This is a genomic window from Nocardioides jiangxiensis, from assembly GCF_030580915.1.
Taxonomy (GTDB): Bacteria; Actinomycetota; Actinomycetes; order Propionibacteriales; family Nocardioidaceae; genus Nocardioides; species Nocardioides jiangxiensis.
The window spans coordinates 1,718,079-1,732,056 of sequence record NZ_JAUQTA010000001.1; the positions used below are offsets into that span (position 1 = coordinate 1,718,079).

Annotated in this window: 9 protein-coding genes; 4 read left to right on the top strand and 5 right to left on the bottom strand. The window is 71.8% G+C overall.

The features are described 5' to 3' along the window. Nucleotides 1-26 precede the first annotated feature (26 nt). From Q5722_RS08345 to Q5722_RS08360, 4 genes are all read left to right on the top strand, one after another. Nucleotides 27-1,106, top strand: a complete 1,080-nt coding sequence (locus tag Q5722_RS08345) for an ABC transporter ATP-binding protein (RefSeq protein ID WP_305027750.1) — start codon at nt 27-29, stop codon at nt 1,104-1,106. Next, on the top strand, nt 1,087-2,037 hold the full coding sequence (locus Q5722_RS08350; RefSeq protein WP_305027751.1) for a carbohydrate kinase family protein: 951 nt from the start codon (nt 1,087-1,089) through the stop codon (nt 2,035-2,037). Before Q5722_RS08345 ends, Q5722_RS08350 begins: the two co-directional genes overlap by 20 nt. A 109-nt stretch (nt 2,038-2,146) precedes the next feature. Continuing rightward, nucleotides 2,147-3,823: a glycoside hydrolase family 13 protein gene (locus Q5722_RS08355; RefSeq protein WP_305027752.1), complete on the top strand. Its 1,677-nt coding sequence runs from the start codon at nt 2,147-2,149 to the stop codon at nt 3,821-3,823. Nucleotides 3,824-3,851: 28 nt separating this feature from the next. Then, a complete protein-coding gene (locus Q5722_RS08360) occupies nt 3,852-5,072 on the top strand; it encodes a DUF4032 domain-containing protein (RefSeq protein ID WP_305027753.1) in 1,221 nt (406 codons plus the stop codon). 66 nt (nt 5,073-5,138) lie between these two features. On the opposite strand, the gene glgA is transcribed toward Q5722_RS08360, so the two are convergent. Genes glgA through glgX form a run of 5 tightly spaced genes read right to left on the bottom strand, consistent with a single transcriptional unit; the run spans nt 5,139 to nt 13,921 of the window. Beyond that, nucleotides 5,139-6,302 carry a glycogen synthase gene (glgA, locus tag Q5722_RS08365; protein ID WP_305027754.1) on the bottom strand — a complete coding sequence of 388 codons (1,164 nt, stop codon included), beginning with the start codon at nt 6,300-6,302 and terminating at the stop codon, nt 5,139-5,141. Continuing rightward, nucleotides 6,299-7,507: a glucose-1-phosphate adenylyltransferase gene (gene glgC / locus Q5722_RS08370; protein ID WP_305027755.1), complete on the bottom strand. Its 1,209-nt coding sequence runs from the start codon at nt 7,505-7,507 to the stop codon at nt 6,299-6,301. Before glgC ends, glgA begins: the two co-directional genes overlap by 4 nt. After that, nucleotides 7,504-9,711 (bottom strand): 1,4-alpha-glucan branching protein GlgB, encoded by a 2,208-nt coding sequence (gene glgB / locus Q5722_RS08375; RefSeq protein ID WP_305027756.1) that lies wholly within the window; start codon nt 9,709-9,711, stop codon nt 7,504-7,506. The genes glgC and glgB overlap by 4 nt, the downstream gene beginning before the upstream one ends. Beyond that, nucleotides 9,708-11,789: a maltotransferase domain-containing protein gene (locus tag Q5722_RS08380; RefSeq protein WP_305027757.1), complete on the bottom strand. Its 2,082-nt coding sequence runs from the start codon at nt 11,787-11,789 to the stop codon at nt 9,708-9,710. Before Q5722_RS08380 ends, glgB begins: the two co-directional genes overlap by 4 nt. Further along, the gene (glgX, locus tag Q5722_RS08385) at nt 11,786-13,921 is read right to left on the bottom strand and encodes a glycogen debranching protein GlgX (RefSeq protein WP_305027758.1); all 2,136 of its coding nucleotides are present in this window, start codon (nt 13,919-13,921) and stop codon (nt 11,786-11,788) included. Before glgX ends, Q5722_RS08380 begins: the two co-directional genes overlap by 4 nt. Between the last annotated feature and the right edge of the window lie 57 nt (nt 13,922-13,978).

The window sequence follows — 13,978 nt, forward strand, 5'->3', positions numbered from 1 at the left end:
TACCCCCTCGAAGGAGACGATTTCTCATGGCACGAGTGACTTTCAGCGGCACCCAGCGCTGGTACCCCGGGTCGGACTCGCCGGCGGTGCCCGGCATCGACCTGGACATCGAGGACGGCGAGTTCATGGTGCTCGTCGGCCCGTCGGGCTGCGGCAAGTCCACGACCCTGCGGATGCTCGCGGGCCTGGAGGAGGTCAACGCCGGCACGATCCACATCGGCGACCGCGACGTCACCACGATGGCGCCGAAGGACCGCGACATCGCGATGGTCTTCCAGTCCTACGCGCTCTACCCGCACATGACGGTGGCCGACAACATGGGCTTCGCGCTGAAGATGGCGAAGGTGCCGAAGGAGGAGCGCGAGAGGCGCGTGGCCGAGGCCGCGAAGATGCTCGGCCTGACCGAGTACCTCGACCGCAAGCCGAAGGCGCTCTCCGGCGGCCAGCGCCAGCGTGTGGCGATGGGCCGCGCGATCGTCCGCAAGCCGCAGGTCTTCTGCATGGACGAGCCGCTGTCCAACCTCGACGCGAAGATGCGCGTCCAGACCCGCACCGACATCGCCAAGCTCCAGCGCGAGCTCGGCGTCACCACGGTCTACGTCACCCACGACCAGGTCGAGGCGATGACCATGGGCGACCGGGTCGCGGTGATGAAGGACGGCGTGATCCAGCAGGTCGACACCCCGCTGGCGCTCTACGACAAGCCTGCGAACCTCTTCGTCGCCGGCTTCATCGGCTCCCCGCAGATGAACCTGCTCGAGGGCGTGGCGGTCAACGGGGAGGTCAAGGTCGGGGGCTACACGATCCCCGTCGACCCGACGGCGGCGAAGCAGATGGAGGGCAACGTGGTGGTCGGTGTGCGTCCCGAGAGCTGGCGCATCGTCGGCGCGGGCGAGGGCATCCCGGTCACGGTCAACGTGATCGAGGAGCTGGGCGCGGACGCGTTCGTCTACGGCACCTGCGAGGCCGAGGGGACGCCCCACGACGTCATCGTCCGGGTCGCGGGTCGCGACTCGACGCAGAAGGGCGACGTCCTCCACGTCACCACCGACCCCGCCAATGTCCACGTCTTCGACAAGGAGACCGGTGTCCGCCTCTCCGCCTGACCACCTCGAGAACCGGCTGCCCGAGCCGGTCCTGGTCATCGGTGAGGCACTGGTCGACCTGATCCGCCGACCCGGGCAGCGCACCGTTGCCCGGGTGGGCGGCAGCCCGCTCAACGTGGCGGTCGGGCTGAGCCGGCTCGACGTACCGGCGGCACTGCACACCTCGCTCGGCGTCGACGACGACTACGGCGCGATGATCGAGGTCCACCTGGCCGAGAACGACGTCACGCTGGTCGCTCCCGCCACGGCCCGGCGTACGTCGACGGCGACGGCGATCATCGACGACGAGGGGGCGGCCAGCTACGAGTTCGACCTGGAGTGGGCTCTCGAGCCCGTCGAGGTCGGCGCGCCGCGGCTCGTGCACACCGGCTCGATCGGTGCCCTGCTCGCACCGGGCGCCGCAGTCGCGATGGACGCAGTGCGTCGGCTGCGCCCGTCGGCGACGGTCTCCTACGACCCGAACGTCCGGCCCGCGCTGATGGGCGACCGCGACTCCGCACGTGCCCGGATCGAGGAGCTCGTCGGACTGGCCGACGTGGTCAAGGCCAGCAGCGAGGACCTCGCCTGGCTCTACCCGGGCGAGGACCTCGACGCTGTCGCGGCACGGTGGCTCGCCCTCGGCCCGGCGCTCGTGGTCGTGACGCACGGCGCCGACGGGTCCTACGCCGTCACCGTCGGTGCCGCCGCGCGGGTGCCCGTCCCCGACGTCGCCCTCGTCGACACGATCGGCGCGGGCGACTCGTTCATGGCAGGCCTGCTCGCCGCGCTCTCCGACGCGGACCTCCTCGGCCGGGAGCACGAGAAGCGGCTGCGGGCACTGGACGAGGACGCGCTGCGGAGCCTCCTCGGCTTCGCCGCGGCCTGCGCCGCCGTGACGGTCTCGCGCCCCGGCGCCGATCCGCCACGGCGTGACGCGCTCGCCGTGGGCTGACCAGCGCATCCTGGACTCTTCCCCACTCCCGCGGGGCGACCCCACACCTGTCGCCCGGCACCGCCACGACACCTGGAGGGCGATCCCCTTGCTGCACGACGACACCACCGTGACCGGGACGTCCCCCGACGTCCCGACCTCCCTGCGATCCACGGCCCCGTGGTGGGCGGACGCCGTCGTCTACCAGGTGTACATCCGCTCGTTCGCCGACGGGGACGGTGACGGCATCGGCGACATCGCCGGCCTGCGGAGCAAGATCCCGTACCTCGCCGAGCTCGGCGTCGACGCGATCTGGATCAACCCCTGGTACCCCTCGCCCCAGGCGGATGCGGGCTACGACGTCGCCGACTATCGCGACATCGAGCCGGCCTACGGCACGCTCGTCGAGGCGGACCTGCTGATCGCCGAGGCGCATGCTGCCGGGCTGCGGGTGATCCTCGACATCGTCCCCAACCACACCTCCGACCAGCACGCCTGGTTCCGTGCGGCGCTGGCCGGTGACGAGGCGGCGCGGGCGCGCTACATCTTCCGCCCCGGGCGCGGGGAGGCCGGTGAGCTCCCGCCGAACAACTGGCAGAGCGTCTTCGGGGGGCCGGCCTGGACCCGGTCGACGAACACCGACGGCACACCCGGTGAGTGGTACCTCCACCTCTTCGCCCCCGAGCAGCCCGACCTCGACTGGGAGAACCGCGAGGTCCGCGCCGAGTTCGAGGACATCCTGCGCTTCTGGTTCGACCGTGGCGTCGACGGCTTCCGCGTGGACGTCGCGCACGGGCTGGTCAAGGACCAGGGCTTCGCGGACGCCGAGGGACCGGTGGGCCTGCTGCGCAACGACCACACCCACCCGGCGTGGGACAACGACGGGGTCCACGAGATCTACCGCGGGTGGCGCCGGGTTGCGGACTCCTACGACCCGCCGCGGATCTTCGTCGCCGAGGCGTGGGTCGCGGGCAGCGAGCGGCTCGCGCAGTACCTGCGGCCGGACGAGCTGCACACCGCCTTCCAGTTCGACTTCCTCGGGGTGCCCTTCTCGGCGGCGGCCATGGCGCCCGTCGTCGACAGCGCCCGGGAGGCGGTCGCGGAGGCCGGGGGCACGACGACCTGGGTGCTCTCCAACCACGACGTCGTCCGCCACGTCACGCGCTACGCCCGCAGCCAGCCCGACCACTACATCGACTCGGCCTGGGACCGCCGCCGCTGGGCCGACGAGAAGCCCGACCTCGCCCTCGGCGTACGCCGCGCACGGGCGGCCACCCTCTTCGTCCTCGCCCTGCCCGGCACGGTCTACCTCTACCAGGGTGAGGAGCTCGGCCTCCCCGAGGTCGAGGAGATCCCCGGCGAGGCGCGCCAGGACCCGGTCTTCGCGATGAGCACCGACGGCGACGTCGGCCGAGACGGCTGCCGCGTCCCGCTGCCGTGGGGCGGTGACGGAGAGGCGGCCGGCTTCAGCCCGCCGGGTGCGACGGCCGCGCCGTGGCTCCCGCAGCCGCAGGGCTGGGAGCGGTTCAGTGCAGCCGCCCAGGACGGCGACCCGGCGTCGGTACTGACCCTCTACCGCACCGCGCTGCGCCTCCGCCGGGCCCACCTCACGGGGGCGACGGACTTCGCCTGGGTGCACCGCTCCGAGGACGTGGTCGCCTTCCGGGTCGGGGCCGTCGAGGTGTGGACCAACACGGGCGACTCCCCGGTGGAGGTCCCCTCCGGCGAGGTGCTGCTCGCCTCGGTCGACGGCTTCACGGACGGTCTCCTTCCCGCCGCCGCGACCGTGTGGCTGCGGACGTCATGACGGGTATCGCAGGTATGCGGGGCCGGCCGTGAGGTTCATCTTCAGCCCGCCCGCGGACGGCGCGGCCGGGCTGCTGGACCTGCCGTGGGAGGACCCCCTCGAGAGCTGGCAGGACGAGCGGCTGGTGGAGGTGCCGACCGCCGGCATCCATCGGCACGTGGTGCGCTTCGTCGAGACCCCGGAGGGCACCTTCGTCCTCAAGGAGCTCCCCGACGAGCTGGTCCGCCGCGAGTACCGGGTGCTGCGCGAGCTGGCCGACGTGAGCATCCCGGCGGTCGAGGTCGTGGGTGCGTGCCTCGACCGGGTCGGCCAGGACTCGATCCTGGTCACGCGCTTCCTGAGCTACTCCGCGACGTACCGGCGCCTGCTGAGCACGATGCACGCCGGCCCGCAGCTGGACGCCCTCATCGGGGGCATGGTCGAGCTGCTCGTGCGGCTGCACCTGGCCGGCTACCTCTGGGGTGACTGCTCGCTCTCCAACACGCTCTTCAAGCTCGATGCCGGCGACCTCGAGGCCTACCTCGTCGACGCCGAGACGATGGAGCACCACCCGGCGCTGACGGCGGGGCAGCGGAGCCTGGACCTCGACTTCGCCCACGAGCGGATCGGCGGCGAGCTGATGGACCTGGAGGCGGGCGGCCTGCTCGCCGAGGACATCGACCCGGTCGACACCGCCGACAGCGTGCGCGAGCGGTACCACGCGCTCTGGAACGAGGTGAACCGCGAGGACGTCGTCGCCAAGGACGAGCAGCGCTACCTCATCGGCGAGCGGATGCGACGCATCGAGGAGCTCGGGTTCGACGTCGACGAGGTCGAGCTGCTCCCCGCCGAGGACGGCTCCATGGTCCGGGTCCGCACGCGCGTGGCCGACCCCGGTCGCTGGCGGCGCCTGCTGCTGCGCCGCACCGGGCTGGACGTGCAGGACCAGCAGGCCCGGCGGCTGCTGGCCGACATCGCCAGCTTCCGGGCCTGGCTCGAGCAGGAGTCGGGCCAGCCGGTCTCCGAGGCCGCGGCGGCGAGCCGCTGGGTGCTCGACTGCTACAACCCGATCGTGTCGGCGATCCCGGCGGAGCTCCGCGGCAAGCGCGACGAGGCGGAGGTCTTCCACGAGGTGCTCGAGCAGCGCTGGCTGCTCTCTGAGCGCGCGGGCCACGACGTCAGCACCTCGGAGGCGGCCCGGCACTACTTCCAGGTGGTGCTGCCGGACCTCCCGACGGCTTCACTGCCGGTGATCCCCGAGCACGACTGACGTCGCTGCACACCGGCCGGGAGCGCCGAGACGGGGCTCGTGCCCGGCACGAGCCCCATCTCGGCGTCAGAGGAGCGAGCGGTAGAGGGCTGCGGTCTGCTCCGCGATCGGGGCCCAGCCGAACTGGTCGCGCGCCCGGTTCATCCCGGCGAGGCCCATGCGCGCGGCGAGCGCCGGGTCGGCGACGAGCCGGTTCGCTGCGGCGGCCAGGCCTGCCTCGAAGCCGTCCGGGTCCTCGGCGTCGTAGTCGACCAGCATGCCCGTCTCGTCGTCGACGACGACGTCCGGGATGCCGCCGACGCGGCTGGCGACGACCGCGGCGCCGCACGCCATGGCCTCCAGGTTGACGATGCCGAGCGGCTCGTAGACCGACGGGCAGCAGAAGAAGAGGGCATGGCTCAGCACCTGCCGGACGTCCTCGGGAGGCAGCATCTGAGAGACCACGAAGACGCCGGTACGCCGCGCGTGCAGCTCAGCGATGGCCGCGTCGGTCTCCGCCTCCAGCTCGGGGGTGTCGGCGGCGCCGGCGAGCAGCACCAGCTGCAGCTCCGGGTCGAAGTCCAGCGCGGCACGGAGCAGGTGGGCGACGCCCTTCTGCCGCGTGATCCGGCCGACGAACGCGGCGTACGGTCGGGCGGGGTCGACGCCGATCCGGTCGAGGACGCCGCGGTCGGGGTCGGGGAAGTAGAGCTCCGCGTCGATCCCGTTGTGGATCACGTGGATCCGGGCGGGGTCGACGGCGGGGTAGGCCCGCTGGACGTCCTCGCGCATCGCCGCGCTGACCGCGACGATCGCGTCGGCCGACTCGTAGGCGGTCCGCTCGGCCCACGACGACAGGGCGTAGCCGCCGCCGAGCTGCTCCGCCTTCCACGGCCGGTCCGGCTCGAGCGAGTGCGCGGTGATCACGTGCGGGACGCCGTAGAGCAGCTTCGCCCAGTGGCCGGCCATCGCGGCGTACCAGGTGTGGGAGTGGACCAGGTCCGAGCCGGAGACCGCGGCTGTCATGGTGAGGTCGGTCGAGAGCACACGCAGCGCCGGGTTGGCGTCGGCGAGCCGCTCGTCCTTCTCGGAGTGGGCGGTCGCGCCCGGCCGTGGCTCGCCCATGCACTGCACGTCGACGTCGACGAGCGCCGCGAGCTCGCGGGCGAGGAAGGTGACGTGGACGCCGGCCCCGCCGTAGACGTCGGGCGGGAACTCCCGGGTCAGGATGCTCACGCGGAGGTCGCTCATACGACCTGCCCCTTTCCGATGACGACGACGCCACCCGGGCTCACGTGGAACCCGCGACGCCGGTCGTCGTCGTGGTTGATGCCGATGAGGGTGCCCGGCGGGACCACGACGTTCTTGTCGATGATGGCGTTGCGGATGATCGCACCCTTGCCGATGCGGACGTTGTCCATCAGGACCGACCGCTGCACCGTCGCGCCGTCCTCGATCCGGGTGTTGGTCGCGAAGACAGAGCTCTCGGTCGTGGCGCCGGAGATGATCGAGCCCGCGCTCACGATCGAGTCGCGGACCGTCGCGCCGTGCACGAACTTCGGACCGGGCAGCTGTGCCTGGTAGGAGTAGATCGGCCACTGGTCGTTGTAGAGGTTGAAGATCGGCTCCGCGGAGACCAGGTCCAGGTGGGCCTCGTGGTAGGAGTCGATGGTGCCGACGTCGCGCCAGTAGCCGCGGTCGCGGTCGGAGGCGCCGGGCACCTCGTTGTCCTTGAAGTCGTAGACGGCGGCCAGGCCCTTCGCGACCAGGGCGGGCACGATGTCGCCGCCCATGTCGTGCCGCGAGGTCGGGTCGGCCGCGTCGGCCTCGAGCGCCTCGATGAGGGTGTCGGCGGTGAAGACGTAGTTGCCCATCGAGGCGAGCACCTCCTCGGGGGAGTCGGGCAGACCGGGCGGGTCGGCCGGCTTCTCCAGGAACTCGCTGATCGTGCTGCCGTCCCCGGCGACGGTCATCACGCCGAACTGGTCGGCCTGGCTGCGCGGCACGCGGATGCCGGCGACGGTCACTCCTGCACCGGAGGCGACGTGCGCGTCGACCATCTGGCGGGCGTTCATCCGGTAGACGTGGTCGGCGCCGAAGACCACGATGATGTCCGGGTTCTCGTCGGTGATCAGGTTCATCGACTGGTAGATCGCGTCGGCGCTGCCCTGGTACCACTGCTTGCCGCGCCGCTGCTGCGCCGGCACCGGCGTGACGTAGTTGCCGAGCATGCTCGACATCCGCCAGGTCAGCGAGATGTGGCGGTCGAGCGAGTGCGACTTGTACTGGGTGAGGACCGCGCACTTGAGGAAGCCCGAGTTGATCAGGTTCGACAGCGCGAAGTCGATCAGCCGGTAGCTGCCCGCGAAGGGCACCGCGGGCTTGGCCCGGTCCTCGGTCAGCGGCATCAGCCGCTTCCCCTCGCCACCGGCGAGGACGATGCCCAGCACCTTCATCGCACGTCTCCTTCGTCGTCGGGTGATGCACTGTCCAGGGGCGCGGCGACGGGCGTCAGCCAGACGACGCCGAGCGGGGGCACGACGACGTCGGCCGACGCCGGCTGGCCCTGCCAGGGCCGTGACGCGGCCTCGACGGAGCCGAGGTTGCCCACGCCGCTTCCTCCGTACGGCGTGGCGTCGGTGTTGAGCACCTCGCGCCACGTGCCCGCGGCGGGCAGGCCGACCCGGTGCGCGTGGAGCGGCACGGCCGACAGGTTCGCGACGACCGCGAGCGGCTGACCGTCGGCGGACCAGCGCAGGAACGCGAGCACGTTGCGCTCGGCGTCGTGTGCCTCGAGCCAGGTGAAGCCGGCCGGGTCGTGGTCGACCTCGAAGAGCGCGGGGGTGGCGCGGTACGTCGCGTTGAGGTCCGCGACCAGGCGGCGTACGCCGTCGTGCTCGGGGCGGTCGAGCAGCCACCAGTCCAGCTCGCGCTGCTCGGCCCACTCGGTCTCCTGGGCGAGCTCGCCGCCCATGAAGAGCAGCTGCTTGCCGGGGTGGGACCACTGCAGGGCGAGGAGGGAGCGGAGGTTCGCGCGGCGGCGCCACGGGTCACCCGGCATCTTCGTGAGCAGGGAGCCCTTGCCGTGCACGACCTCGTCGTGGCTGAGTGGCAGGACGAAGTTCTCCGAGAAGGCGTAGACCAGGCTGAAGGTCAGCTCGTCGTGGTGGTGGCTGCGGTGCACCGGGTCGTGCGCGAAGTACTGGAGCGTGTCGTGCATCCAGCCCATGTTCCACTTGAAGCCGAAGCCCAGGCCGCCGGCGTCGGTGGCGCGCGTGACGCCTGGCCACGAGGTCGACTCCTCGGCGACGGTGAAGGCGCCCGGCACCGCGCGGTAGACCGTGGCGTTGAGCTCCTGGAGGAACTGCACGGCCTCGAGGTTCTCCCGCCCGCCGTGCACGTTGGGCAGCCACTGCCCGTCCTCGCGGGAGTAGTCGAGGTAGAGCATCGAGGCGACGGCGTCGACCCGGAGGCCGTCGGCGTGGAACTCCTGGAGCCAGTAGAGGGCGTTGGCGACGAGGAAGTTGCGCACCTCGGGGCGGCCGAAGTCGAAGACGTAGGTGCCCCAGTCGGGGTGCTCGCCGCGGCGCGGGTCGGGGTGCTCGTAGAGCGGTGTCCCGTCGAAGCGGGCCAGCGCGAAGGCGTCCTTCGGGAAGTGCGCCGGCACCCAGTCGAGGATCACGCCGACCCCCGCGTTGTGCAGCGCGTCGATGAGCCGACGGAGGCCGTCCGGGTCGCCGAAGCGCGCGGTCGGCGCGTAGTAGGAGGTGACCTGGTAGCCCCACGAGCCACCGAACGGGTGCTCCATGACCGGCAGCAGCTCGACGTGGGTGAACCCCAGCTCCCGGACGTACGCCGTGAGGTGCTCGGCCAGCTCGTCGTAGCTGTAGGAGCTGCCGTCGGGATGCCGGCGCCACGAGCCGAGGTGCACCTCGTAGACCGACATCGGCTGGCGGTCCGGACGCGCGGTGCGCGCGGCCATCCAGGCGTCGTCGGTCCAGACGTGGCCGGACTCGAAGGCCACCGACGCGGTCAGCGGCGGCACCTCGGTACGCCGGGCGAGCGGGTCCGCCTTGTCGGCCCATTCACCGTCGGGCCCGAGGATCGCGAACTTGTAGCGGAAGCCCGGCTCGAGCCCCGGCACGAAGAGCTCCCAGACGCCCGAGCCGCCGAGCCGGCGCATCGGGTGCTCCGCGCCGCTCCAGCCGTTGAAGTCCCCGGTGACGCGCACGCCGCGGGCGCCGGGCGCCCAGACCGCGAACGCTGTGCCGGACGCCCCGCCGGAGGTGACCTGTCGCGCGCCGAGCACCTCCCAGAGTCGCTCGTGCCGGCCCTCGGCGACCAGGTGCAGGTCGAGGTCGCCCACGGTCGGCCAGTGCCGCCACGGGTCGTCGACCAGCTGCGGCTGGCTGCCGGACCACACCACCTCGAGCCGGTAGTCCTCGACGGGAACGTCGAGCGCCGCCTCCCAGACCCCCGCATGCACGTGGGCGAGCGGGACCCGGAGGTCGCCCGCCACCAGCGTCACGCTCGCGGCCAGCGGCTTGAGTGCCCGGACGACGGCGCCGTCGTCGGTGACGTGGACGCCGAGCAGCCGGTGCGGGTCGTCGTGGTGGCCGGAGACGAGCGCGTCGACCTCGGCGTGGAGGGCGGTGCTCATGCGTCACCTCCCGTCGGCCGGTGGACGTGCAGGACGTGGGCGGGCTCCACCGCGGGGTCGAGACGCACGTAGTTGGTGCCACCCCAGGTCCAGGTCTGGCCGCTCAGCAGGTCGGTCACCTCGAAGCCCCGGTCGGCAGGGAGGCCGAGGGCGTCGAGGTCGAGGTGCACCAGCGTCTCCCGCGTGTGGTGGGGGTCGAGGTTGGCCACGACGACCACCGCGTCGCCGCCAGCGGGGTCGGCGAGGTCGTGCTTGCTGAAGCAGAGGACGGCGTCGTCGTCGGTGTGGTGGATCGTCACGTTGCGCAGCTGTCGGAGGGCGCGGTGCTCCCGGCGGATCGCGTTGAGCCGGGTCAGGTACGGCGCCAGCGTCTGCGCCGACGCCTCTGCGGCCGCCCAGTCGCGGGGCCGGAGCTGGAACTTCTCGGAGTCGAGGTACTCCTCCGCTCCGGGACGCAGCGGCTGGTGCTCGCACAGCTCGTAGCCGGCGTACACGCCCCAGCTGGGGGAGCCCGTCGCGGCCAGCACCGCGCGCACCTTGAACGCCGCCGGCGTGCCGCTCTGCAGGTAGAAGGGGTTGATGTCGGGGGTGTTGACCCAGAAGCTCGGCCGCAGGGCGGCGCTGGTCTCGCGGGAGACCTCGGTCAGGTAGGACTCGAGCTCGGCCTTCGTGTTGCGCCAGGTGAAGTACGTGTAGGACTGGTGGAAGCCGACCGTGGCCAGCGCCCGCATCATCGGCGGCGCGGTGAACGCCTCGGAGAGGAAGACCACGTCGGGGTCGGTGGCGCGGATCCGGGCGAAGAGGTCGGCCCAGAAGTGCACCGGCTTGGTGTGCGGGTTGTCGACGCGGAAGATCCGGATGCCGTGCGCCATCCAGTGGCGCAGCACGCGCTCGGCCTCGGCGAGGATGCCCGGGTAGTCGTTGTCGAAGTTGATCGGGTAGATGTCCTGGTACTTCTTCGGCGGGTTCTCGGCGTAGGCGATCGACCCGTCCGCGCGCGTCGTGAACCACTCGGGATGCGCCTCGACCCACGGGTGGTCCGGCGCCGCCTGCAGGGCGAAGTCGAGGGCCACTTCCAGGCCGACCGCGGCGGCGTCGGCCACGAAGGCGTCGAAGTCCTCGATAGTCCCGAGGTCAGGATGCACGGCGTCGTGTCCGCCGTGACGCGACCCGATCGCCCACGGCGAGCCGACCCAGTCCGCGGGGTGCGGCCCCGCCGGCTCCTGGACGACGTTGTTCGGCCCCTTCCGGTTGACCTCGCCGATCGGATGGATCGGCGGCAGGTAGAGCACGTCGAAGCCCATCGCCGCGACGGCAGGCAGGCGCTCGGCCGCCGTACGGAAGGAGCCGGAGACGAGGGAGCCGTCCTCGGCGCGGTGGGCGCCCTCGGACCGCGGGAAGAACTCGTACCAGCTGGTGACCAGGGCCCGCTCGCGGTCGACGAAGAACGGATGCGGCTCGTCGCTGCCGCACAGGTCGCGCAGCGGGAACGCGTCGATCGCGTGGCGGATCTCGGCCGACTCGGCCGCGGCCAGCCGGACTCCGGGAGCGACCGTGGTGTCGGCGAGCAGCCTGCGCACCTTGCGTACCGCGGCGCGCGTCGGGGCGTCGGCCTTCACCTCCTTCTCCCAGCGCTCGAGCAGCAGCGCGCCTTCGGTGAACATCAGCTCGACGTCGACGCCGGCCGGCACCTTGACCGACGTCGCGTGAAGCCAGGTGGCGAGCGGGTCGCTCCAGGACTGCACCTCGAACGTCCAGGCACCGACGAGGTCGGGCGTCACGACGGCGGAGAGCCGCGCGGCGTCCGGTCCGGTCGCGCGCATGCGCACGGGCGCGCGCCGCTTGCGCCTGGGGTCGGTGAGGACGACGTCGGCGCCGTAGCGGTCGTGGCCCTCGCGGAAGACCAGCGCCGACACCTCGAACGGCTCGCCGACCGCTGCCTTCGTGGGGAACCGTCCGCCGTCGATGACGGGGGAGACGTCCATGACCGGGATCCGGCCGACGCGTCGCCCGCCGCCCGCAGCAGGGGCGGCGTCCTTGCGGACGTGGCGCCCGCCGGTGATCGCGCTGTTGCTCATGCGTGGTGCTCCGCATCTGCTTGGAGGAGGACGAGGGAGTGCGAGGCGAGCGTGATCGTCCGGCCCGCGAAGACCTCGGTCCCGACCGGGAGGAGAGGGTCCGTCGACAGGACGACCGTGCCTGCCTGGATCCACTTGTTCGGGGGCAGGTCGCACGCACAGTCGTGCTCGGAGCCGTTGAGCCAGAGCAGGAACGACGCGTCGCGCAGCACCTCGCCGCGCGGTCCCGGCGCGCGCAGCGGGGAGCCCGAGACGAACATGCCGATCACCCGGAGGAGGTCGTCGTGCCAGTCGTCGGTGGTCATCTCGCGGCCGGTCGGGTGGATCCAGGCCAGGTCGGGCGGCCCGCCGGGCACGGTCGGCCGGCCCTCGAACCAGTGCCGCTGCCGCAGGGCCGGGTGCTCGCGCCGGATCCGGAGGGCGGCCCGTGTGATCTCGAAGAGGTCGAGCCAGGCGTTGTCTGCGGACCAGTCGACCCAGGAGATCTCGTTGTCCTGGCAGAACGCGTTGTTGTTGCCCCCCTGCGTGCGGCCGCGCTCGTCACCGGCGGTCAGCATGGGCACGCCGTTGGAGAGGCAGAGGCTGGCGATCAGGTTCGCCGCGAGGCGGTGGCGCGTCGCGAGCACGTCCTCGTCGTCGGTCTCGCCCTCGACGCCGCAGTTCCAGGACCGGTTGTCGTCGGTGCCGTCGCGGTTCTCCTCGCCGTTGGCCTCGTTGTGCTTCTGGTCGTAGCTGACCAGGTCGCGCAGCGTGAACCCGTCGTGGGCGGTGATGAAGTTGACCGAGGCGTACGGCGAGCGCCCGTCGTCGGCGTACAGGTCCGCGGAGCCGGCGAGCCGGGTCGCGACCGTGCGGATGCCGTCGGAGCGTCCTCGCCAGAAGTCCCGCATGGTGTCGCGGTACTGGTCGTTCCACTCGACCCACGGCGGCGGGTACTGACCGACCCGGTAGCCGTCCATGGAGGCGTCCCAGGGTTCGGCGATGAGCTTCACGTGGCGCAGCACCGGGTCCTGGCTGATGGTCGTGAGCAGGTGACCGTGCATGTCGACCTCGTACCCAGACCGGGTGATCGCTGACATGAGGTCGAAGCGGAAGCCGTCGACGTGCATGTCGGTCACCCAGTAGCGCAGCGAGTCGAGGATCAGGCGCAGGGCGCTCGGGTCGCTGCTGTTGACCGTGTTGCCGCAGCCGGTGACGTCCCAGTAGGTGTCGTCGAAGCCGCCCTCGTCGGCGGGGGCGCCCCGGCGATAGAAGCTCCGGTCGTCCAGGCCGCGCCACGACAGCGTGGGTCCGGAGGGGCCGCCCTCCGCGGTGTGGTTGTAGACCACGTCGAGGATGACCTCGATGCCCGCGGCGTGGAGGCTGCGGACCATCTCCTTGAACTCGCGGACCTGCTGGCCCCGGTCCCCGCTGGCCGAGTAACCGCCGTGCGGGGCGAAGAACCCGATCGTGTTGTAGCCCCAGTAGTTGGTCGCGCCGCGGTCGAGCAGGGCGGTCTCGGAGACGAAGTGGTGGATCGGCAGCAGCTCGACAGCGGTGACACCGAGGTCGTGGAGGTAGCCCGTCACGACGTCGTGCCCCAGGGCGGCGTACGTGCCGCGGAGGTCGGGCGGGATCCGGTCGTGGAGCTGGGTGAACCCGCGGGTGTGGAGCTCGTAGATGACGGTGTCGCGCCAGCGGTGCCGGAGGGGGGCGTCGCCCTGCCAGTCGAACTCGTCGTGCACGACCACGCCGAGGGGCACCGACCCGGCGGAGTCGAGGTCGGAGCGCTGCCCGGGGTCGTCGAGGTCGTGGCTGAAGATCGACGGCCCGTTCTCCAGGGTGCCCGACACGGCGCGCGCGTACGGGTCCAGCAGGAGCTTGGCAGGGTTGAAGCGGTGACCGGCCTCCGGCTCCCACGGCCCGTCGGCCCGGAAGCCGTAGCGTGTGCCGACGGCGACCCCCGGCACGGCGCCGTGCCAGATCCCGAGGGTCTGCTCGGTCAGCCGGTGGCGGGTCTCGGTGCCGTCGTCGTCGACCAGACAGACCCACAGGTCGGTCGCGGAGGGAGCATGGACGGCGAAGTTGGTCGCCTCGTCGGACCACGTCGCGCCGAGCGGCCAGTTGCGGCCGGGCCAGATCGGTGCAGTCATGCCGATGGGGTGTCCTCGCTGTCGGGCGGCGTGACCAGCATCACGTCACTGCTTGCA

Excerpts from the sequence above, each read along its gene's own strand:
- Q5722_RS08380 (WP_305027757.1), bottom strand. The coding sequence starts at position 11,789 with ATGAGCAACAGCGCGATCACCGGCGGGCGCCACGTCCGCAAGGACGCC.
- glgC (WP_305027755.1), bottom strand. The coding sequence starts at position 7,507 with ATGAAGGTGCTGGGCATCGTCCTCGCCGGTGGCGAGGGGAAGCGGCTG.
- glgB (WP_305027756.1), bottom strand. The coding sequence starts at position 9,711 with ATGAGCACCGCCCTCCACGCCGAGGTCGACGCGCTCGTCTCCGGCCAC.
- Q5722_RS08345 (WP_305027750.1), top strand. The coding sequence starts at position 27 with ATGGCACGAGTGACTTTCAGCGGCACCCAGCGCTGGTACCCCGGGTCG.
- glgA (WP_305027754.1), bottom strand. The coding sequence starts at position 6,302 with ATGAGCGACCTCCGCGTGAGCATCCTGACCCGGGAGTTCCCGCCCGAC.
- glgX (WP_305027758.1), bottom strand. The coding sequence starts at position 13,921 with ATGACTGCACCGATCTGGCCCGGCCGCAACTGGCCGCTCGGCGCGACG.